This window comes from Mesorhizobium sp. B3-1-7 (assembly GCF_006439385.1).
In the GTDB taxonomy this organism is placed as follows: domain Bacteria; phylum Pseudomonadota; class Alphaproteobacteria; order Rhizobiales; family Rhizobiaceae; genus Mesorhizobium.
The window spans coordinates 63,063-83,171 of the sequence record NZ_VFTL01000029.1 but is presented as its reverse complement, the minus strand read 5'-3'; the positions used below and the strand labels follow the sequence as shown (position 1 = coordinate 83,171).

Here is a 20,109-nt window from a genome sequence, read left to right as displayed (position 1 = left end):
TTGGTTCTCCTTGGTTCTTGGTAGAGGTCTGTTTTCAGTAGAGCGTTCTGGCGAGTTTCTCGGCGGCATGGTCGAGATTGCCGGCGTCGCTGCGTCCGACCACGGCATAGGCGACCTCGCCGATCTGGAAATACGCAGTCGAAATGTCATTGGAGGGCGCGACCGTGGGCTTCACGACGTCGAACGTGCCGGGTCTGATGGCGAACAGCGAGACGAGACCGAGATCCTTGGTCTCGACCGCCACCTCGACGCTCGGCCCGAATTGCGAGGGGTAGACCTGGACGTCGCGGATCTTCCAGTCGTCGGGCAGCGACGGCATGACGATCGCGGTGGCGGCGCGGATCTCGTCGGCATCGTAGCCCGGCGCCTCCTGCTGCGACGGCATCGTCTCGCGCACCAAAGTCGTGCGGTGCGCCCTGACCGCATCCTCGACATAGGCCGGCGGCTGCGTCGAGGCGACCACCTTGGTCACCGCGATCGGCCCGAAAATGCCGTTGGCCAGCCAGCCCGCCGCGACCAGCACGGCCGCGGCCGCGGCCCGCTGCAGCACGGCAAGGATACGTCCCCTGGCAAGTGCCCTTTCCAGCCGCCGCGCCGCTTCTGTCGTGGCCGGACGCGCCATGCCGATGGGGCCCGCAAGCGCGCCTCGCAGTTCGTCGCGCGTCCTCAAATCGGACATCACGCGCGCCGCCGCTTCCGGGCGCGCGGCGAGGAACGCCTCGACCTCGATGCGGCGGGCGACATCCAGTTGGTCGTCGACATAGGCGTCGAGGTCGGCATCGGTTACGGGGTCGACAATGGCGGTCATTGATCGTCTCCCACGATCCTGAGATGAGGCTTGGCCTTCGGCGTCGCGCCTTCTTCCATCTCGCGCAGCGCGGCACGCGCGCGGCCGATGCGCGACATCAGGGTTCCGAGCGGCACGCCGATGACTTCGGCGGCCTGCTGATAGGAAAGCCCCTCGATAGCAACGAGATGGAGCGCTGAGCGCTGCTCCTCCGGCAGCGAAAGAAACGCTTCCCGGACTTGCGACAGGCGCACCGAATGGTCCTGTGCTGCCGGCATGCTTTGGTCGGCAACGAAGCCGGCCTGTTCGATGCGCGCCGCCTCGGAGCGGCGCGAGCGCATGCGGTCGATGAAGATGTTGTGCACGATCGCCAGAAGCCAGGCACGCAAATTGCCGCCCGAGCGAAAGGTCGCGCGTCGCTCATAGGCGCGCACCAGCGCGTCATGGACGAGATCCTCGGCGTCGGCGCTGTCGCGCGTCAGCGAGCGCGCATAGCGTCGCAGCGACCCCAACTGCCCGACGATATCGAAGCGTGCCATCGACCGTTTCATGCCCTGTTTACGGAGCATGTAGGGATTTTAATCCCCTCCCCGGCATTTCTTTTCGTGCCGCCCGTGTCTGAGGAAACCGCTGGCGCGGCGGGGTCGATTTGCGTATCAATCCGCCGCCATTGGAGTCCTATCGATGTTCGAGACCCTGCAGCCCGCGCCCGCCGACAAGATCCTTGCCCTGATCGGCCTCTATCGCAACGACCCGCGGCCCGGCAAAGTCGACCTCGGTGTCGGCGTCTACAAGGACATCGACGGCAGGACGCCGGTGATTCGCGCCGTGCGCGAGGCCGAGAAGCGGCTGCTGGCCAGCCAGGACACCAAGACCTATCTCGGCCTTGCCGGCGACACCGGCTTCAACGCCGCCATGATCAAGCTCGCCTTCGGCGAGAAGGCCGACCATTCGGGCATCCGCGCGGCACAGGCGCCGGGCGGATCCGGCGCGCTCAGGCTCGTGGCGGAGCTTCTGCAGCGCACGCGTCCCGGCGCGACGGTCTGGCTGTCCGACCCGACCTGGCCGAACCATCTGCCGGTGATGCGCGCCGCCGGCCTCCAGGTTCATAACCATCCCTATTTCGATGCCGTTTCCGGCGCCGTCCGCTTCGACGAGATGCTGGCGACGCTCAAGACGGCCAACAGTGGCGATGTCGTGCTGCTGCATGGCTGCTGCCACAACCCGACCGGCGCCAATCTCAATGCCGCGCAGTGGGCCAAGGTCGCCGATGTGCTGCTGGAGCGCGGCCTGTTGCCCTTCGTCGACATTGCCTACCAGGGTTTTGGCGAGGGCCTCGACGCAGACGCCGCCGGTCTGCGGCTCTTGGCCGGCAAGGTGCCGGAAATGGTCGTCGCCTCGAGCTGCTCGAAGAATTTCGCCGTCTATCGCGACCGCGTCGGCGCCGCGATGATCATGGCCAAGGACGGCGCCCAAGCCGACGTGGCGATGAGCCAGATGCTGGCGGCGGCGCGCGCGCTCTATTCGATGCCGCCGGACCATGGCGCGGCGGCCGTGCGCATGGTGCTGGAGGACGCCAGCCTGAGAAAGGATTGGGAGACGGAGCTCGAGGAGATGCGGCTGCGCATGCTCAGGCTGCGCGTCGCCTTCGCCGAAGCCCTCAGGCGTCAGTCCAACTCCGATCGCTTCGATTTCGTCGCCAGCCATCGCGGCATGTTTTCGCGACTCGGCTTGACCGAGGCGCAAGTCGAACGCCTGCGCACCGAGCACGCCGTCTATATGGTCGGCGACAGCCGCATCAACGTGGCCGGCCTGCCGGAGGACGGCATGGACGACCTCGCCAAGGCGATCGTTTCGGTGCTTGACTGAGGCTGTGGACAACTCGTTTCGGTGTCCGGCCAGGATTGGTCGGACGCTGACCGCAGGATAGGCTCAATTCATGAAGCCCTCCAAAGACATTTCCCGGCTGATCGAGATCATGGCGGCGCTGCGAGCGCCGAAGACCGGCTGCCCCTGGGATATCGAGCAGAATTTTACGACCATCGCGCCCTACACGATCGAGGAGGCCTATGAAGTGGCCGACGCGATCGCGCGCGGCGATTTCGACGATCTGCGTGAGGAATTGGGCGATCTGCTGCTGCAGGTCGTCTACCATGCGCAGATGGCCGAGGAGATCGGCGAGTTCGCTTTCGGCGATGTCGTCGAGGCCATCACCACCAAGATGATCCGCCGCCATCCGCACGTCTTCGGCGACGAGAAGGCGCGCAGCGCCGGCATGGCCAAGGGCATGTGGGAGAAGATCAAGGCGGTTGAAAAAGCCGAGAAGCGCGACGCCCGGCTCGCGCGCGGGCTCGATCCGGAAGATCACGGCAAAGGCTATCTCGACAGCGTGCCGGTCGCGCTCCCTGCCCTGACGCGCGCCCTGAAGCTGCAGGAGAAGGCAGCGCGCGTCGGCTTCGACTGGAGCGAGGCAGCCCCGATCCTCGACAAAATAGAGGAAGAGATCGGCGAATTGCGCGAGGCGCTCGCCACCGGTGACGCGGCACCGATCAAGGACGAGTTCGGCGACATGCTGTTTGCCGTCGTCAATCTCGGCCGCCACCTCAAGCTCGATTCGGAAGCGGCGCTCAGCGGCACCAACGACAAGTTCCGCTCGCGCTTTCACTATCTCGAGCAAGCTTTGGAGGCTTCGGGCGGTTCACTGGAGAAGGCAACGCTCGACGAAATGGAAGCGCTCTGGCAGCAGGCCAAAAGCGCCAAGGAATCAGCCGATTAGCTGCCCTTGCGATGCAGGCGGCTCTCGATCTCCCGCCTGGCGCTATGCGTGGCAGTGAGCGAGAGGGTGACGCTGCCGTCCTCATTGTCGGTGCGCGAAACGACGTCGCCGTTGCGGTAGAGCCAGTCGACCTGGCCGAGTTGAGCCGGGCTCAACGTCACGGTCATCGTTTCCAATTCGCCCGACACCCGCGTTTCGATGAGCGCTTTCAGCGTGTCCAGTCCTTCGCCGGTCACCGCTGAAATGGCTATCGGCGGAGACTTGCCGCTTGCCCCTTCGTCAAGCAGCCGCTCGCGATTGCCTTCGTCGAGCAGATCGATCTTGTTCCAGACCTCGATCACGCGGTTCGCGTCGGCGGCGTCGACACCAAGATCGCCGAGGATGCGTTCGACGTCCTCGGCCTGGGCGGCCGTGTCCGGATCGGAGATGTCACGCAGATGAAGCACCAGATCCGCCTCGACGACTTCTTCCAACGTCGCCCGGAAGGCTGCCACCAGATGCGTCGGCAAATCGGAGATGAAGCCCACCGTGTCCGACAGGATGACCGGCGTGCCGTGCGGCAGCCGCACGCGCCGCAACGTCGGATCAAGCGTTGCGAACAGCATGTCCTCGGCCAGCACCCCTGCCCCGGTCAACCGGTTGAACAGCGTCGACTTGCCGGCATTGGTGTAGCCGACGATCGCCACCACCGGGAAAGGCACCTTCTTGCGCTTGGCGCGGTGCAGGTCGCGTGTGCGCCGCACCGTTTCCAACTCGTGCTTCAGCTTGGTGATCTTGTCCTGCAGGATGCGACGGTCGGATTCGATCTGGGTTTCGCCGGGACCGCCGAGGAAGCCGGCGCCGCCGCGCTGCCGCTCGAGGTGGGTCCAGCTCCGCACCAGGCGGCCCTTCTGGTAGTTGAGATGGGCGAGCTCGACCTGCAGCGTGCCTTCCTTGGTGCGCGCCCGCTCGCCGAAGATCTCGAGGATGAGCCCGGTGCGATCGAGCACCTTGGCGTTCAGTTCCTTTTCGAGATTGCGCTGCTGCACCGGGGTCAGCGGATGGTCGACAATGACCAGTTCCGCCTTGCGTTCCTTCACGATATCCGCGAACTCGGCCACCTTGCCGCTGCCGAGCAGCGTGGCCGGCCGCGGATCGGCAACCGTCACCACCGCGGTGTGAACCGGGTTGAGATCGATGGCGCTGGCAAGGCCGACCGCTTCGTCGTGGCGTGCATCCGCCGAACGGCTCAGACGCGGGCGACTCGTCTCATCGTCGCCGCGCGGCTGGCGGGTAAGCACCGGCACAATGACAACGGCCCGGGTCGGATCCTTGGATTCCGGCCCGAGTTGATGTCCTTGTTTCCCGCGAACGCTGCGGTCCGCGTCCTTATCACGTGCCAATCAGGCGCCCTGGCTTTCCTCGCCATCGAACATCTGAACCGGCTGGCTCGGCATGATCGTGGAAATGGCGTGCTTGTAGACGAGCTGGGAGTGCCCGTCACGCCGCAACAACACACAAAAATTGTCGAACGAAGTGACGACACCGGTCAGCTTCACGCCGTTGATGAGGAAGATGGTAAGTGGATTTTTGCTCTTGCGAACTGAATTCAGGAACAGGTCCTGAAGGTTTTGCGATCGTTCCGCCATTTTTCTTGTCTTTCGCCGATCCCCTTCGGTTTGCGGGCCAATGCGCCAAATTACGCGGCGCCTGTCAAGCGAGCAAACCCCCTCTTGCCGACACAATGGCAAGCAGAATGAGATAGTTGAGGTTAATTCCAGTTGTGCGGTTATCAGGCTGGACTTTTTTCCGCAACGTCAAAAAAGGCCTGCCGCAACGAAAGTGTCATGGAACCAGGATGTCCATTTGCGATCGGCGCGCCGTCAATTTCGACCACCGGCATGGCGATTGTCGTCGCCGAACTGATGAACGCTTCCCTGGCCGCCTTGGCCTCGGTGACCGAAAAACCACGTTCTTCGATCTTGAGGCCGAGCTTTGCGGCGACATCGAAAAGCGTCGTGCGGGTGATGCCGCGCAGGATGCCGTGCTCGGCCGGCCGGGTCACCAGGACGCCGTCCCGGGTGACGATCCAGGCGTTGGACGAGCCGCCTTCCTTAACGTTGCCGTCGGTGTCGACGAACCAGGCTTCCTGGGCGCCCGCTTCCTTGGCCTTCTGCTTGGCGAGCACATTGGGCAAGAGGCCCGTGCTCTTGATGTCGACGCGGTCCCAGCGATTCTCAGGCACCGTGATGACCTTGATGCCGGCTTCCACCCGCTTCGCCGCCGCGGCCGGATCGGCCTTTCTGGCGGTTATGACCAGGGAAGGCCTCGTGCCTGCCAGCGGAAACACGAACTCACGGCTGGCGACACCACGTGTGACCTGCAGATAAACAAGGCCGTCGACCACGCCGTTGCGATTGACCACCTCGCGCAGCAGCATCGGCAAAACGCCTTCCGACACCGGCCAGGCGATCGACAGTTCCTTCAGCGAGCGGCTAAGCCGGGCAAGATGGCGCGGCATGTCGACGATATGGCCGCGCGCCACTTCGCAGACCTCATAGACGCCGTCCGCGAACTGGTAGCCACGGTCCTCAATATGGACGCTGGCTTGGGCATGGACGACATAGCGCCCGTTCACATAGGCAATGCGCGGCATGGGCATCCTCAGGGAAATATCGGGCTTTCTTAGGCGATTCCGCCCCCGCCGTAATGAACAATCGCGTGGGCCAAGCCGGCCCTGGGGAGTCTTACGCAATTCCGGACGGACAGCTACGGCGAAACCGCCGAGCCTAACCGCTGCGCACCTTTCCTGGAATTGCTTTACACACCCAGCGACTTCAGCTTGCGGTGGAGCGCCGAGCGTTCCATGCCGATGAACTCGGCCGTCTTCGAGATGTTGCCGCCGAAGCGGTTGATCTGGGCGATCAGATAGTCCTTCTCGAATTGCTCGCGGGCCTCGCGCAACGGCAGCGCCATGATGTGCTGGTCCGACTGGTTGGGCGTGCGTGGCATCACGTCGCCGATCTCGGAGGGCAGAAGATCCGCGGTGATCGGCGCATCGGCCTCTTCGCCGCGCGCCAGAATCATCAATCGCTCGACATTGTTGCGCAGTTGGCGAACGTTGCCCGGCCAGTTATGCGCCTGCAGCACGGCCAGCGCATCGTCGCCGATGCGGCGCGGCTTGATGCCTGCCTGGCGCGCGATCTGCTTCATGAAATTATCGACGAGATAGGGAATGTCCTCGCGCCGCTCGGCGAGCCCCGGCACGATGACCGGAACCACCGCCAGGCGATGGTAAAGGTCCTCGCGGAAGCGGCCGTCGGCGATCATCGCTTCGAGATTCTGCGAGGTCGAAGAGATGATGCGGACATCGACCTTGACGCGCTTGGTGCCGCCTACCCGTTCGAATTGCTGCTCGACCAGCACGCGCAGGATCTTGTTTTGCGTTTCGCGCGGCATATCGGCGACTTCGTCGATGTAGAGAATGCCGCGATGCGCCTCTTCCAGCGCGCCGACCTTGCGCTCGGTGCCGTTCGATTCTGTACCGAACAGCTCGATCTCCATGCGTTCGGGCGTGATGGTGGCCGCGCTCAGCGTCACGAACGGACCGGTCTTGCGCGACGAAAGCGTGTGGATGGCGCGCGCCGTCAGTTCCTTGCCGGAGCCTGAGGGACCGACGATCATGACGCGGCTGTTGGTGGGCGCGACGCGCTCGATGGTCTGCCGCAGCTGGCTCATCGCCGACGACATGCCGATCAGGTCGAAGGTCTCGCCGCTGCGCTGCTTGAGGTCGGAAACCTCACGCCGCAGCTTGGACGTCTCCAGCGCGCGCTCTGCGACCAGGATGAGGCGATCGGCCTTGAACGGCTTCTCGATGAAGTCGTACGCGCCGCGCCGGATGGCCGACACCGCCGTCTCGATGTTGCCGTGGCCGGAAATCATCACCACCGGCATGTTCGGGTGCATGGTCTTGATCTCGTCGAGCAACGCCAGGCCGTCGAGGCGCGAGCCCTGCAGCCAGATGTCGAGGAAAATCAGCCGCGGCGCGCGATCGGCGATTGCCGCGAGCGCGCTGTCGGCATCATGCGCCGTGCGTGTTTCATGACCCTCGTCGCTCAGGATACCGGCGACAAGTTCGCGGATGTCTTCCTCGTCATCGACGATGAGAATGTCAGACGCCATTACCGACCTTTTCAGTTTCTCTTTCGTGTTCGCTTCGACCTTCACCGCGTGGCGGCGCGGCTACGATCATCGCCGGGGGCAGGATGATCGAGATCATCGCGCCCCGGCCGCCATGGAAATCCGCTGGCGCGTCGTGCAATTCGAGACGGCCGCCATGGTCTTCCACGATCTTCTTGACGATAGCGAGACCAAGCCCGGTGCCCTTCTCGCGTGTCGTCATATAGGGCTCGAGAAGCCTTTGGCGATTCTCGCGCGGCAGCCCCTTGCCGTTATCGATAACGTCGATTCGTATGGCGCCATCTTGGCGCCCGGCCTGAATCCGGATTGTGCCGTCCGAACGGTCTTGCGCATCAAGTCCGTCGATCGCCTCGGCCGCGTTCTTGATGACGTTGCCGAAGGCCTGCGCCATCAGGCGGCTGTCGAAAGTGCCTTTCAACGGCTCGCTGCCGAAATCACGTTCGAAGGCGATGTCGGAGCGGCTGACCTCGACCAGGAAGGACGCCTCGCGCAGCGATTCACGCAGGTCGATAGCCTTCATCTCGGGCTTCGGCATGCGGGCAAAGGCCGAGAACTCGTCGACCATGCGGCCGATGTCCTCGACCTGGCGGATGATGGTATCGGTGCACTGGTCGAAGACCTCCCGGTCCTCGGTAATGACCTTGCCGTAGCGGCGCTTGATGCGCTCGGCCGAAAGCTGGATCGGCGTCAGCGGGTTCTTGATCTCATGCGCGATGCGCCGCGCGACGTCGGCCCAGGCCGACGAGCGCTGCGCCTGGACGAGATCGGTGATGTCGTCGACCGTGACCACGTAGGATTTCTCTTCCTCGCCGTCGTCAGCGGCTTCGACGGTGACCTGGACATTGAAGGTGCGCTCCAGACCGCTGCGGAAGAAGGTTACCTGCTCGCGATAGACCGGCTTGCCGGACTGCCGCCCGATCTCGAAGACGCGGCCGACAAGCGGCAGGACCGCTGAAAGGTTCTGGCCGAGCGTCGCATTTGCCGAAATCGCCAGCATGGTTTCGGCCGAGCGATTGACGATGGTGATGATGCCGTAAGGGTCGACGCCGATGACGCCGGCGGTGACACCGGCCAGCACGGCCTCGGAGAAGCGCCGCCGCTCGTCGATCAGATCCTTGGCCGAGAGCAGTTCGTTGCGCTGCGATTTGAGCTCCAGGATCATGTTGTTGAAGGTCTCGCCGAGCGAGGCGACGTCGCCATCGGACTGGCGCACCGGAACGGCAGCGTCGAGATTGCCGGTCGCCACCTCATCGGCGGCGCCGATCAGCTGGCGGATCGGCCGCACGATCCGGTCGGCGACCGCGATGCCGGTCCAGATAGCCGAGAGCGTGATGATCAGCGTGAGCGACAGATAGGGCAGCGCGAAGGCGACCTGCGAGGTCCGGCGGTTGTCCTCGAGATTGCGGTATTCGTCGGTGTTGGACCTGACGATCTGGCGCGCCTTGATCACGTCGGGATCGACGAGCCGGATCGTATACAGGTAAAGCCCTTCGATCTCCCGCAGCTTGATGATGGCGCCCATGATGTTGCGGGTGCGCGGCTCGATCAGCACCGGCTTGCCGTCGGACGCGGTGTCGACAGCGCCCGAGGGCGGCTCTGGCATGGGGAAATCGGCATCGGTCTTGGCGTTCATGACGAACGAGCCATCCGGCTTGATCAGGGCCGCATGCGCCAGTCCGCGCCCGACGGCTTCCTTGTTCAACAGGTCGAGGAAACCGCCCCGGTCGAGGCCGTAGAGCGTGCGCGAGGCATCGAGATCGTACGCCATGGACAATGTCGTGCCCTGCAGGTTGCGCGCGTTCTCCTGCACATAGGCGTCGGCAATCGACAGCGACGAGTTGACGATCGTCTTGGTGCGGATTTCGAACCAGCGGTCGAGGCCGATGTCGAGCGTGATCGAGGCGATGATCGCCACCATGATGGCCGGAATGGCGGCAACCAGCGCGAACATGGCGACGATGCGCACATGCAGCCGCGAGGCGGCCCTGCCATGGCGCCGCGCGAGGACGATGCGGCGCACCTCGCGGGCGATCAAGGCGATGAGGAACAGGACAAAGACGGCATTGGCCGCGATCAAGGCCCAGGTCGCGTGGGCCGTCGGCGCGATCGGCGTTGCGCCGACCAGGATCGCGAACGAGATCGCCGCCGTGATCATCGCGCCGGCAATCGCGACGACGCCGGGCAACGCCAGCAACCGTCGCCCGTCGCGCGCGCCGGTCTGGTTGAAAAGCGGTTGGTTCAGAGTCGGAGCCTCAGCTGCCATGTCGCGGTACAGAGTCGATCATCGCGTCGGATGTATGCAACGCATTGTGGCGATTATGCAACAAGTGTGGCCGGGAAGATAATCTTTCCCAGACAAAATTCACCGAGGTGACGAGGTGACGCTACGGCTGCCTGGCCGATTTGTAGACGTTGACGCCGAGTTCGCGGATCTTCTTGCGCAGCGTGTTGCGGTTGAGCCCCAAAAGTTCCGCCGCCTTGATCTGGTTGCCGCGCGTCGCCGTCATCGAAGCCAGCACCAGCGGATACTCGACCTCGGCAAGGATGCGCTGGTAGAGCCCGGCCGGCGGCAATTCGCCGGCGAAAGAGGCGAAATATCGCTGCAGGAAGTGCTCGACTGCCTGGCCGATCGACAGATCGTCGGGGATGAGCGCGCCGCCGTCGGGCACGACCGGCCTTTCGCCCGTTTTCAGCTCGGATTCAATGATTTCCGACGAAATTTCGTCCTGCGAGTAGAGGGCGGCCAGCCGGCGCACCAGGTTTTCCAGCTCGCGCACGTTGCCCGGCCAGGGGTAGCGCTTCATGAGCTCGATGCCGCCGGACGAAATGCGTTTGGTCTGCAAGCCCTCGCTGGCGCCCTGCTTGAAGAAGTGCCGCACCAGATCGGGGATGTCCTCGGAACGCTCGCGCAGCGCCGGCAGCCTCAGCGGTACGACATTGAGGCGATAGAACAGGTCCTCGCGGAAGAGGCCCTGGTTGATGAGCGTGCGCAGATCCTTGTTTGTAGCCGCGACGATACGCACGTCGGTCTTGATCGGCGTGCGGCCGCCGACCGTAGTGTATTCGCCCTGCTGCAGCACGCGCAGCAGCCGGGTCTGCGCTTCCATCGGCATGTCGCCAATCTCATCGAGGAACAGCGTGCCGCCCTCGGCCTGTTCAAAACGGCCGCTGGAGCGGTTCTGCGCCCCGGTGAAGGCGCCCTTCTCGTGGCCGAACAGTTCCGATTCGATCAGGTCGCGCGGAATCGCCGCCATGTTGATGGCCACGAACGGGCCGCCGCGGCGGCGGCCATATTCATGCAGCGCGCGCGCCACCAGCTCCTTGCCGGTGCCTGACTCGCCGCTGATCATGACCGTGAGGTCGGTCTGCATCATGCGCGCCAGCATGCGGTAGATATCCTGCATGGCGGCGGATCGACCGACCAGCGGCATCGTCTCCGGCTGGTCTTCCGCGCGGGCATCGAGCTTCGGCCGCTTCGGCTCGGCCAGCGCCCGGTTGACGATGTTGAGCAGCTCCGTCAGGTCGAACGGCTTCGGCAGATATTCGTAGGCGCCGGTCTCGGAGGCGCGGATGGCGGTCATGAACGTGTTTTGCGCGCTCATGACGATGACCGGCAGCTCGGGCCGCGCCTTCTTGATACGCGGCAGCATGTCGAAGGCGTTTTCGTCCGGCATCACCACATCGGTGATGACGAGATCGCCCTCGCCCGCCGCGACCCAGCGCCACAGCGTCGAGGCGTTGGAGGTGACGCGCACCTCGTGGCCGACCCGCGACAGCGCCTGGTTGAGCACGGTGCGGATGGCCGCATCGTCGTCGGCGACGAGAATATTGCCGCGAGCGGTCATGTGCGGTCTCCTTCAGCTTCCTCGCCTGCGCCGGGCGCGGTCTCCTTCCAGGCCGGAAGCAGGATGCGGAATGTCGTCCCGCGCGGCGTCGAATCGCATTCGATGATGCCGCCATGCTCGCCGACGATCTTGGCTACCAGCGCCAGCCCAAGTCCTGAGCCATTGGGCTTGGTGGTGATGAACGGATCGAACAGGATCGGCAGGATGTCCTCGGAGACGCCGGGCCCGTTGTCATGCACGCAGAACTCCAGCGGCAACGAAACGCGGTCCTGCGTGCCGGGCACGGAAACGCGGATGCCAGGGCGGAAAGCCGTCGAGAGCATGATCTCGCCCTGCGGGTCGGCGCCGATCGCCTCGGCGGCGTTCTTCACCAGATTGAGGAAGACCTGGATCAGTTGGTCGCGATTGGCGAAGACCGGAGGCAATGATGGATCATATTCCTCCAAGATCTTGATCCGCCTTGCAAAACCATTCTTGGCAATCGCCTTCACATGATCGAGCACGACGTGGATGTTGACCGGATAGCGCTCGATCGGCCGCTCGTCGGAAAACACCTCCATGCGGTCGACCAACGAGACGATGCGGTCAGTCTCGTCGGTGATCAGGCGGGTCAGCGCGCGGTCCTCGTCGGAAGCGGAAAGCTCGAGTAGCTGGGCGGCGCCGCGGATGCCGGAGAGCGGGTTCTTGATCTCATGCGCCAGCATGGCGGCCAGGCCGGTGACGGAGCGCGCGGCACCGCGATGCGTCATCTGGCGATCGATCTTGTCGGCCATCGACCGTTCCTGGAACATGACCACGATCGAGCCGGGAAACTCCGTCACCGGCGCGACATAGAGGTCGACCATCTTCTCGATGCCGAGGCGCGGCGACGAGACGTCGACGCGGTATTCGTTGACCGGCGCGCGGCGTTCGCGCACCTGGTCGACCAGCGTCAGCAGGGGGCTGCCGAACGGCACCAGCTTGGACAGCGTGTTGCGGGCAAGCATGGTCGCGCTGGAGCGGAAGAAGTCTTCGGCATCGGCATTGGCAAAAGTGATAAAGCCGTCGGGGTCGACCATGATGACCGGGCGGCGGATGGTGTTGAGCACGATATTCGCGGCATCCGCCATATCGGCCGGCTGGGGAACGTTGGCCTTCATGCCGCGCTCCGCAGGCTGATCGAGGACAAGCTGTCAGTGAACGCGCGGCGCAGCTCGGCGACGATTTCCCGCGGGTCGAAGGAAGTCAGAATGCGTTTGCGCTGCTCGGCTGAAACATCGGCCGTATGGCGGTCAAGATACCAGCCGAGATGCTTGCGCGCCTGGCGCAGGCCGCTTTCGATACCGTAGAGCGAGAGCATGTCCTCGTAGTGGGACACGACGTAGTCGGCGAGCGCCCGCGGCATGCGCGGAATTGCTTGCGCGCTTGCACCGGCGGCGGTTGTGGCAATGTCGCCGGCGATCCATGGTGCGCCATAGTGCGCGCGGCCGATCATCACCGCGTCTGCTCCGGACTGTTCGAGGATTGTCGCCGCCTCTTCCGGCGAGCCGACATCGCCATTGGCCACCACGGGTATCGATACAGCTTCCTTGACACGCGCGATGGCGCGCCAATCGGCCTTGCCCTGGTAGAACTGGCAGCGCGTGCGGCCATGCACTGTCACCATCTTGACGCCGGCCTGTTCGGCGCGGCGGGCCAGCATCGGCGCGTTGAGCGCGCTTTCGTCCCAGCCGAGCCGCATCTTGACCGTCACCGGCACCGAAACGGCGCCGACCACTGCCTCGATCAGCGACAGCGCATGGTCGAGGTCGCGCATCAGCGCCGAACCGGCATAGCCGCCGGTCACCTTCTTCGCAGGGCAGCCCATGTTGATGTCGATGATATCGGCGCCCTCGCCCGCCGCTATGCGCGCGCCCTCGCCCATATGGATAACCTCGCGGCCGGCCAACTGAACCATATGCACCGGCAGGCCGGAATGGCGGATGCGCAGGTCGCAGCCGGCCCTGCCCTTGGCCAGTTCGCCGCTTGCCACCATTTCCGACACGACCAGCCCCGCGCCATGCGCGTGGGCGCGCTGCCGGAACGGCTCGTCGGTGATGCCCGACATCGGCGCCAGGAAAACGCGATTGCGGATTCTCACGCCGCCGACATCAAGTGGCGATGCCAAAGTGGTCAGTTCAACCATGCACAAAAACCAAGCATGTTCAATCGTTGCACATTCTCTAGCCAGAAGTGTGGCATTGTGCAACGCGCAATGATGTCACATTAAGGCGCATTTTGGAAAATGCTGGCCTTCGGCCATCACGCCGACTAGGACCGATCGGAATGAGCGAGGCAAGCGAAAAACAAGCGGCCGGCCCAAGCGGTGGGATCGGGGTGGTGATTGTCGCCGCCGGACGCGGCGCGCGCGCCGGACAGGCCGACGGTCCGAAGCAATATCAGCGCATCGGCGGCCGTGCCGTCATCGCGCATACATTGGATATCTTCCTCTCGCATCCAATGATCGGCCCGGTGGTCGTGGCGATCCATGCCGACGATGCCGAACTCTTCCAACGCGCGGCCGAGGCGCATGGCGATCGTCTTGTCGCCGTGATCGGCGGCCCTTCGCGCCAGGCTTCCGTCCGGCTCGGCCTCATGGCGCTGAGGGACCAGGCACCCGCAAAAGTGCTGGTGCACGATGCCGTACGCCCGTTCGTCGACGCCGGGCTGATCGACCGCACCATCGAGGCGATCGGCGAGCGCCAGGGCGCGCTGCCGGCACTGCCCGTCGCCGATACGCTGAAGCGGGAATCGGCTGCCGGCATGATCGACGAGACGGTGTCGAGAGCCGGCCTTCATGCGGCGCAGACGCCGCAGGGCTTTCCGTTCTGGCCGTTGCTCGCCGCGCACGAAAAGGCGCATCATCTGGGGAAAACGGAATTCACCGACGACGCGGCGATCGCCGAATGGGCGCAGATACCGGTCAAGATCGTTCCGGGATCGCCGGACAACGTCAAACTCACCTGGGCAAGGGATATTGCATTGGCCGACCAGCGGCTCTTGAGCGCGCAGCATCGCTTCCCTGATATTCGCACCGGCAATGGCTACGACGTGCATGCCTTCGAGCCCGGCGACCATGTAACGCTCTGTGGCGTCGCCATTCCCTACGAGCGAAAACTGTCCGGCCATTCGGACGCCGATGTCGGGCTGCATGCGCTGACCGACGCGTTGCTTGCCACCTGCGGCGCCGGCGACATAGGCACGCATTTCCCGCCGTCCGACCCGCAATGGAAGGGAGCGGCCTCGAAGATCTTCGTCGAGCATGCGGCAAAGCTGGTGCGCGAGCGTGGCGGCCGCATCGCCAATGCCGACATCACGTTGATCTGCGAGGCGCCGCGCGTCGGGCCGCATCGCGCGGCGATGACGGAGGCGCTTTCGGCCATGCTTGGTATCGCGCGCGAGCGCATTTCGATCAAGGCGACAACCAACGAGAAGCTGGGCTTTGTCGGGCGTGGCGAAGGCATCGCCGCGATCGCCACCGCCAGCGTCGTCTACCCGGGAGAGGTGCCGGCATGAGCAACGCCGAACTCGCTATCGCTTTGCTCCAGGCCTGTCAGCAGCGCGGCATCATGCTGGCGACGGCCGAAAGCTGCACCGGCGGCCTGATCATCGCGGCGCTGACCGACATCGCCGGGTCCTCCGCAGTGGTCGATCGCGGCTTCATCACCTATTCCAACGAAGCCAAGATGGAGATGCTCGGCGTCTCCGCCGCCACGCTCGATGCGCATGGCGCGGTCTCGCGCGAGACGGTTCTGGAAATGGCGGCGGGCGCGCTGGCGCATTCGCAGGCAAGCCTGTCGCTCGCCGTCACCGGCATTGCCGGCCCCAGCGGCGGCTCGGCCGACAAGCCGGTCGGTCTTGTCTGGTTCGGGATAGCGCTTGCCGGACAGCCGGTTATCGCCGAGCGGCAGCTGTTCGGTCACAAGGGCCGCGAATTCATCCGGCACGAGACGGTGCGGCACGCGCTGCAGCTTGGGCTGCGCGCGCTCGGTGAGCGTTAGGCTTGCTTCACCCCATAGATGACGTCTGCCCGTTTCTCGAAGGCTTCCGAGAACATGCGGAAGGCGCGATCGAACATCGTGCCCATCACCGCGCCCAGGATGCGGCTCTTGAATTCGTAGTCGATGAAGAAATGCACCTCGCAGCCGCCGCCAGCGGGATCGAAGCGCCAAATATTGCTGAGATATTTGAACGGACCGTCGATGTATTTGACATCGATGGCATGCTCGGCCGGATTGAGCAGCACCTGCGTGGTAAAGGTCTCGCGGATCGCCTTGTAGCCGATGCTCATGTCGGCAACCAGGATGGTGCGGCCGTCGCGCTCCTTGCGAGAGCGCACGGTGAGCGACTCACAGAGCGGCAGGAATTGCGGATAGGCTTCGATGTCCGCAACCAGCGCGAACATCTCTTGCGGTGTATGCGCGACGCGGCGTGTCGCCTCGAATTTCGGCATTGAAGGTCAGCTGGCCTTCGCGAGCTGCGCCTCGCGCGCCGCGCGCAACCTGGCGAAATCCTCGCCGGCGTGATGCGAGGAGCGGGTAAGCGGGCTCGAAGCCATCAGAAGGAAGCCCTTGGTCTTGCCTATCGTCTCATAGGACTTGAACTCGTCCGGCGGGATGAAGCGGATCACCGGATGATGCTTCTTCGAGGGCTGCAGGTACTGGCCGATGGTCATGAAGTCGACATTGGCCGAACGCAGATCGTCCATCAATTGCAGCACCTCGTTCCGCTCCTCGCCGAGGCCGACCATGATGCCGGATTTGGTGAAGATCGACGGGTCGAGTTCCTTGACCCGCTGCAAAAGCCGGATCGAATGGAAATAACGCGCGCCGGGACGGACCGTCAGGTAATTCGACGGCACGGTTTCGAGATTATGGTTGAAGACGTCGGGCTTGGCCGCGACGACGATCTCCAGCGCGCCGTCCTTGCGCAGGAAGTCGGGCGTCAGGATCTCGACCGTCGTCGAGGGCGTCGCCGCGCGGATGGCGCGGATGACGTCGGCGAAATGCTGCGCGCCGCCATCGGCCAGGTCATCGCGATCGACGGACGTGATGACGACGTGGCTCAGCCCCATCTGCTTGACGGCGTGCGCGACGCGCGCCGGCTCATCCGCATCGAGCTCGGTCGGGATACCGGTCGCGACATTGCAGAAAGCGCAGGCGCGCGTGCAGATCTCGCCCATGATCATGAAGGTGGCGTGCTTCTTGTCCCAGCACTCGCCGATATTCGGGCAGCCGGCCTCCTCGCACACCGTCACCAGCTTGTGCGACTTCACGATCTCGCGCGTTTCGGCATAGCCCTTGGAAACCGGCGCCTTGACGCGGATCCAGTCGGGCTTGCGCAGCACCTCCTGGTCGGGCCGGTGCGCCTTCTCGGGATGCCGCGGGCGCGGCCGGTTGGCGATCGTGTCTACGACTGTGACCATCTCAAACCCTTCGCGGCCGCGATTTCGCCAGCCACCTGTCTTTCGTCATCTAGGACTTTTCGAGGCAAAGAAAAAGGCCGTGGCAGCGCATGCCGCCACAGCCTTTTCGCATAGCGGTTCAGCGGCGAACGAGCCGTCCGACGAAGATCAGCAGGCAGGCACCTATGAAGCCGGTGATCAGATAGGCCACCCAGCCGGCACCGAAGGCCCCGATATTGAGGGCCTGCAGGATCGCGTTCAGCACCACGGCGCCGACAATGCCCATGATGATGTTCATGACGATGCCGGTGTTGCTCTTCATGACCATCTCGGCGAACCAGCCCGCCAGACCGCCGACGATGATGGCTGTGATCCAGCCGACGCCATTCATATGCATATGCCAATTCCTCCTCGATCAGGTGAAAATGCATCCGGATACGAACTGCCTTGCCGTCAGCTTTCTCCGGCTGCCGCGAGTGAGTCTCGCCCAACCAATTTAGCATGGATTGACCGTCTATCACCGATTGGTGATCTGTCACCGGTTGGTGACTTGTCATGCGTTCAAAGCGCGGCCATAGGCGTCGAGCACGCTCTCCTTCATCATTTCCGACAACGTCGGATGCGGGAAGATCGTGTGCATCAGCTCTTCCTCGGTGGTCTCCAGGTTCATCGCCACGACAAAACCCTGGATGAGCTCGGTCACCTCGGCGCCGACCATATGCGCGCCGAGAAGCTGGCCCGTCTTCTTGTCGAAGATGGTCTTGACGAAGCCCTGGTCCTCGCCGAGCGCGATGGCCTTGCCGTTGGCGCTGAAGGGGAAGCGGCCGACGCGGATATCCTTGCCTTCAGCCTTGGCCCTGGCTTCCGTCAAGCCAACGGACGCAACCTGCGGGCTGCAATAGGTGCAGCCGGGGATCTTCAGCTTGTCAATGGCGTGTACGCCCGGGAAATTGGCTATTTTCTCGATGCAGACGACGCCTTCATGCTCGGCCTTGTGGGCAAGCATCGGCGGTCCGGCGACGTCGCCGATGGCGTAGACGCCGGGCACATTGGTCTTGCCGTAGCCATCGACGGCGACGCAGCCGCGGTCCGTCTTCACGCCGAGCGCTTCCAGGCCAAGATTTTCGATGTTGCCCTGCACGCCAACGGCAGAGATCATCCGGTCGGCGGTGATCTTCTCGACCTTGCCGTCCTTCATCTCGACATGCGCGGTGACCGAATTGGCGCCCTTTTCGACCTTGGTTACCTTGGCCTCGAGCAGTATCTTCATCCCCTGCTTCTCGAACTGCTTCTGCGCGAATTTCGAGACCTCGGCGTCCTCGACCGGCATCACCGCGGGCAGCAGCTCGACCACCGTCACATCGGCGCCCATGGTGCGGTAGAAGGAAGCGAATTCGATGCCGATGGCGCCCGAACCCATCACCAGTAGCGATTTCGGCATTTCCTTCGGCACCATCGCCTCGAAATAGGTCCAGATCAGCTTGCCGTCCGGCTCGATGCCGGGCAGCGCGCGCGGCCTTGCGCCGGTCGCGAGAATAATGTGCTTGGCAGTGTAGGTGCCCTCGCCCTTGACGCCTTTTGGCACCGGCGGCTGCGGCTCCATCGCCTTCTTCGCGGTCTTCGAAACGACGACCTCGCCCGGTTTGTCACCGGCAGGAGCCTTCGAAAGCTTCGCCTCGCCCCAGATCACGTCGACCTTGTTCTTCTTCATCAGGAAGCCGACGCCGGTGTTCAGCCTGAGCGACACTTTTCGCGAACGGTCGACCACGGCTGATGTGTCAGGGCTGACCTTGCCGCCTTCGAGCTTCAGGCCGTAGTCCTTGAGGTGGTCGGAATAATGCATGATCTCGGCCGAGCGCAGCAGCGCCTTGGTCGGGATGCAGCCCCAGTTCAGGCAGATGCCGCCAAGATGCTCACGCTCGACGATCGCCGTCTTGAAGCCGAGCTGGGCGGAACGCACCGCCGTGACATAGCCGCCGGGACCTGAGCCGATGATGATGACGTCGTAGGATTCAGCCACGGGTTTTCTTTCTAAGGGTTAGAGTGAGAGCATAATGCGCACGAGCGGCGCCAGAGCCCGGCCGATCCGCCGCGTGTTTTCCGCATCGAGATGGACGCCGTCGAGCGGCGTGGTGGCAGCGACGGTGCCGGCGTCGAAGAAGCCGCAGCCGGCCTCGTCGGCCAGCGCGGAATATTGCGGCGCCAGCCGCTTGGAGGCGTCGTCGCCGCCGGCGAACATTTCCTTGAATTCCGCATTGTCGGTGCGCGTTACCGCTGGCGGAGCGACGATCAGGATCTGCGGCGTATCCCAGTCGAACGGATAGTCGTGGCCGCGCACGATATCGATCAGGCGCTGCATGCCCTGCTTGGCGGCGACCGGATTGCCGTGGATCCACGGCTTCATGTCGTTGGAGCCGAGCATGATGATGACGAGATCGAGCGGCGCATGGCTGGTCAGGACCGTCGGGAGGACGCGGGCGCCATTGCGGTCGGCGCCGGCCAGATGGTCGTCGAAGGCCGTGGTGCGGCCGTTGAGGCCTTCGGCGATGACCTCGACGTCGTCGCCGAGCTCAGCGCCAAGCACGCTCGGCCAGCGGTCTGCCAGCGCATGGCGGCCGAGGCTGGCGGCATCATAGCCCCAGGTCAGGGAGTCGCCGTAGCACAGAATTGTCTTCACGCCTTCGCCCCGCCTCTACCAAAACCTGTCTGGACATGCCCCACCCGCCAGCGCACGAAGAGCCACTGCACGATGATCGTGACGATGCCTGGCAATATCAGCCCGGCCACCATCGGCCCGTCGCGCTTCATCACGTCCTTGCTGGCATCCGTATGAAGCACCAGGCCGACCAGCAGGATGAGCAACACGGCGAACACGATCAGCGACCACTTTCCCGCCTTGGCGACGGCCATGACCGGATCGACCATGAACTGCGCCATGAAGAAGACGACAGTGGCGACAGCGGTCACCAACACCGAGACCATGAAAACGACGATGTATTCTTCCTCGGCACCGGTGGCGACGGCGAGTTCCTGAGCCACCAGCCCGCCGGCGAAGCCGGAAAGGACGAAGGCGAAAAGGCTGGTGAAGAATTTCCGCACC

20 protein-coding genes are annotated in these 20,109 nt (G+C 64.0%); 4 read left to right on the top strand and 16 right to left on the bottom strand.

Going from position 1 to position 20,109, the window contains the following annotated elements; all coding sequences use genetic code 11:
• Positions 1-34: 34 nt before the first annotated feature.
• Both FJ417_RS23100 and FJ417_RS23095 read right to left on the bottom strand, forming a co-directional pair.
• Positions 35-808, bottom strand: coding sequence for an anti-sigma factor (locus FJ417_RS23100; protein ID WP_140785024.1), 774 nt, complete (start codon positions 806-808; stop codon positions 35-37).
• Positions 805-1,326: a sigma-70 family RNA polymerase sigma factor gene (locus tag FJ417_RS23095; protein WP_246687520.1), complete on the bottom strand. Its 522-nt coding sequence runs from the start codon at positions 1,324-1,326 to the stop codon at positions 805-807. Before FJ417_RS23095 ends, FJ417_RS23100 begins: the two co-directional genes overlap by 4 nt.
• Before the next feature lie 145 nt (positions 1,327-1,471).
• Here FJ417_RS23095 and FJ417_RS23090 point away from each other — a divergent pair, with 145 nt between their 5' ends.
• Positions 1,472-2,656 carry an amino acid aminotransferase gene (locus FJ417_RS23090; RefSeq protein WP_140785022.1) on the top strand — a complete coding sequence of 395 codons (1,185 nt, stop codon included), beginning with the start codon at positions 1,472-1,474 and terminating at the stop codon, positions 2,654-2,656.
• Positions 2,657-2,726: 70 nt separating this feature from the next.
• The gene (mazG, locus tag FJ417_RS23085) at positions 2,727-3,563 is read left to right on the top strand and encodes a nucleoside triphosphate pyrophosphohydrolase (RefSeq protein ID WP_140785021.1); all 837 of its coding nucleotides are present in this window, start codon (positions 2,727-2,729) and stop codon (positions 3,561-3,563) included.
• On the opposite strand, the gene hflX is transcribed toward mazG, so the two are convergent.
• From hflX to dusB, 8 genes are all read right to left on the bottom strand, one after another.
• On the bottom strand, positions 3,560-4,945 hold the full coding sequence (gene hflX / locus FJ417_RS23080; RefSeq protein ID WP_140785020.1) for a GTPase HflX: 1,386 nt from the start codon (positions 4,943-4,945) through the stop codon (positions 3,560-3,562). The two genes, mazG and hflX, sit on opposite strands and share 4 nt — an antisense overlap.
• Positions 4,946-5,191 (bottom strand): RNA chaperone Hfq, encoded by a 246-nt coding sequence (hfq, locus tag FJ417_RS23075; protein WP_006202172.1) that lies wholly within the window; start codon positions 5,189-5,191, stop codon positions 4,946-4,948.
• 143 nt (positions 5,192-5,334) lie between these two features.
• Positions 5,335-6,198, bottom strand: a complete 864-nt coding sequence (locus FJ417_RS23070) for a D-amino-acid transaminase (protein ID WP_140785019.1) — start codon at positions 6,196-6,198, stop codon at positions 5,335-5,337.
• A gap of 164 nt (positions 6,199-6,362) precedes the next feature.
• Positions 6,363-7,724 carry a sigma-54 dependent transcriptional regulator gene (locus tag FJ417_RS23065; protein ID WP_140646227.1) on the bottom strand — a complete coding sequence of 454 codons (1,362 nt, stop codon included), beginning with the start codon at positions 7,722-7,724 and terminating at the stop codon, positions 6,363-6,365.
• Positions 7,714-10,005, bottom strand: coding sequence for a PAS domain-containing sensor histidine kinase (locus tag FJ417_RS23060; protein WP_140785018.1), 2,292 nt, complete (start codon positions 10,003-10,005; stop codon positions 7,714-7,716). Before FJ417_RS23060 ends, FJ417_RS23065 begins: the two co-directional genes overlap by 11 nt.
• 121 nt (positions 10,006-10,126) lie before the next feature.
• Positions 10,127-11,587, bottom strand: a complete 1,461-nt coding sequence (ntrC, locus tag FJ417_RS23055; RefSeq protein WP_140657239.1) for a nitrogen regulation protein NR(I) — start codon at positions 11,585-11,587, stop codon at positions 10,127-10,129.
• A complete protein-coding gene (locus FJ417_RS23050) occupies positions 11,584-12,726 on the bottom strand; it encodes a nitrogen regulation protein NR(II) (protein WP_140657237.1) in 1,143 nt (380 codons plus the stop codon). The genes ntrC and FJ417_RS23050 overlap by 4 nt, the downstream gene beginning before the upstream one ends.
• Positions 12,723-13,751, bottom strand: a complete 1,029-nt coding sequence (gene dusB, locus FJ417_RS23045; protein WP_140785017.1) for a tRNA dihydrouridine synthase DusB — start codon at positions 13,749-13,751, stop codon at positions 12,723-12,725. The genes FJ417_RS23050 and dusB overlap by 4 nt, the downstream gene beginning before the upstream one ends.
• A 140-nt stretch (positions 13,752-13,891) precedes the next feature.
• Between dusB and FJ417_RS23040 the strand changes: the two genes are divergently transcribed.
• Together FJ417_RS23040 and FJ417_RS23035 are read left to right on the top strand one after the other, a co-directional pair.
• The gene (locus FJ417_RS23040) at positions 13,892-15,121 is read left to right on the top strand and encodes a bifunctional 2-C-methyl-D-erythritol 4-phosphate cytidylyltransferase/2-C-methyl-D-erythritol 2,4-cyclodiphosphate synthase (protein ID WP_140646232.1); all 1,230 of its coding nucleotides are present in this window, start codon (positions 13,892-13,894) and stop codon (positions 15,119-15,121) included.
• Positions 15,118-15,606, top strand: a complete 489-nt coding sequence (locus tag FJ417_RS23035) for a CinA family protein (RefSeq protein WP_140708894.1) — start codon at positions 15,118-15,120, stop codon at positions 15,604-15,606. The genes FJ417_RS23040 and FJ417_RS23035 overlap by 4 nt, the downstream gene beginning before the upstream one ends.
• Here the strand turns inward: FJ417_RS23035 and FJ417_RS23030 are convergent.
• The 6 genes from FJ417_RS23030 to FJ417_RS23005 all read right to left on the bottom strand — a co-directional run bounded on the left by FJ417_RS23030 (position 15,603) and on the right by FJ417_RS23005 (position 20,108).
• The gene (locus FJ417_RS23030) at positions 15,603-16,058 is read right to left on the bottom strand and encodes a type II toxin-antitoxin system RatA family toxin (RefSeq protein ID WP_140785016.1); all 456 of its coding nucleotides are present in this window, start codon (positions 16,056-16,058) and stop codon (positions 15,603-15,605) included. The two genes, FJ417_RS23035 and FJ417_RS23030, sit on opposite strands and share 4 nt — an antisense overlap.
• A 6-nt stretch (positions 16,059-16,064) precedes the next feature.
• A complete protein-coding gene (lipA, locus tag FJ417_RS23025; RefSeq protein ID WP_140657228.1) occupies positions 16,065-17,030 on the bottom strand; it encodes a lipoyl synthase in 966 nt (321 codons plus the stop codon).
• Between the two features lie 118 nt (positions 17,031-17,148).
• Positions 17,149-17,406: a GlsB/YeaQ/YmgE family stress response membrane protein gene (locus tag FJ417_RS23020; RefSeq protein ID WP_140646236.1), complete on the bottom strand. Its 258-nt coding sequence runs from the start codon at positions 17,404-17,406 to the stop codon at positions 17,149-17,151.
• 156 nt (positions 17,407-17,562) lie between these two features.
• The gene (gene lpdA, locus FJ417_RS23015) at positions 17,563-19,029 is read right to left on the bottom strand and encodes a dihydrolipoyl dehydrogenase (RefSeq protein ID WP_140785015.1); all 1,467 of its coding nucleotides are present in this window, start codon (positions 19,027-19,029) and stop codon (positions 17,563-17,565) included.
• Positions 19,030-19,047: 18 nt separating this feature from the next.
• A complete protein-coding gene (locus tag FJ417_RS23010; protein ID WP_140646238.1) occupies positions 19,048-19,686 on the bottom strand; it encodes an SGNH/GDSL hydrolase family protein in 639 nt (212 codons plus the stop codon).
• A complete protein-coding gene (locus FJ417_RS23005) occupies positions 19,683-20,108 on the bottom strand; it encodes a hypothetical protein (protein ID WP_140785014.1) in 426 nt (141 codons plus the stop codon). The genes FJ417_RS23010 and FJ417_RS23005 overlap by 4 nt, the downstream gene beginning before the upstream one ends.
• Position 20,109 lies beyond the last annotated feature (1 nt).

Excerpts from the sequence above, each read along its gene's own strand:
- FJ417_RS23100 (WP_140785024.1), bottom strand. The coding sequence starts at position 808 with ATGACCGCCATTGTCGACCCCGTAACCGATGCCGACCTCGACGCCTAT.
- FJ417_RS23095 (WP_246687520.1), bottom strand. The coding sequence starts at position 1,326 with ATGGCACGCTTCGATATCGTCGGGCAGTTGGGGTCGCTGCGACGCTAT.
- FJ417_RS23090 (WP_140785022.1), top strand. The coding sequence starts at position 1,472 with ATGTTCGAGACCCTGCAGCCCGCGCCCGCCGACAAGATCCTTGCCCTG.
- mazG (WP_140785021.1), top strand. The coding sequence starts at position 2,727 with ATGAAGCCCTCCAAAGACATTTCCCGGCTGATCGAGATCATGGCGGCG.
- hfq (WP_006202172.1), bottom strand. The coding sequence starts at position 5,191 with ATGGCGGAACGATCGCAAAACCTTCAGGACCTGTTCCTGAATTCAGTT.
- FJ417_RS23070 (WP_140785019.1), bottom strand. The coding sequence starts at position 6,198 with ATGCCGCGCATTGCCTATGTGAACGGGCGCTATGTCGTCCATGCCCAA.
- FJ417_RS23065 (WP_140646227.1), bottom strand. The coding sequence starts at position 7,724 with ATGGCGTCTGACATTCTCATCGTCGATGACGAGGAAGACATCCGCGAA.
- FJ417_RS23060 (WP_140785018.1), bottom strand. The coding sequence starts at position 10,005 with ATGGCAGCTGAGGCTCCGACTCTGAACCAACCGCTTTTCAACCAGACC.
- ntrC (WP_140657239.1), bottom strand. The coding sequence starts at position 11,587 with ATGACCGCTCGCGGCAATATTCTCGTCGCCGACGACGATGCGGCCATC.
- FJ417_RS23050 (WP_140657237.1), bottom strand. The coding sequence starts at position 12,726 with ATGAAGGCCAACGTTCCCCAGCCGGCCGATATGGCGGATGCCGCGAAT.
- dusB (WP_140785017.1), bottom strand. The coding sequence starts at position 13,751 with ATGGTTGAACTGACCACTTTGGCATCGCCACTTGATGTCGGCGGCGTG.
- FJ417_RS23040 (WP_140646232.1), top strand. The coding sequence starts at position 13,892 with ATGAGCGAGGCAAGCGAAAAACAAGCGGCCGGCCCAAGCGGTGGGATC.
- FJ417_RS23035 (WP_140708894.1), top strand. The coding sequence starts at position 15,118 with ATGAGCAACGCCGAACTCGCTATCGCTTTGCTCCAGGCCTGTCAGCAG.
- FJ417_RS23030 (WP_140785016.1), bottom strand. The coding sequence starts at position 16,058 with ATGCCGAAATTCGAGGCGACACGCCGCGTCGCGCATACACCGCAAGAG.
- lipA (WP_140657228.1), bottom strand. The coding sequence starts at position 17,030 with ATGGTCACAGTCGTAGACACGATCGCCAACCGGCCGCGCCCGCGGCAT.
- FJ417_RS23020 (WP_140646236.1), bottom strand. The coding sequence starts at position 17,406 with ATGCATATGAATGGCGTCGGCTGGATCACAGCCATCATCGTCGGCGGT.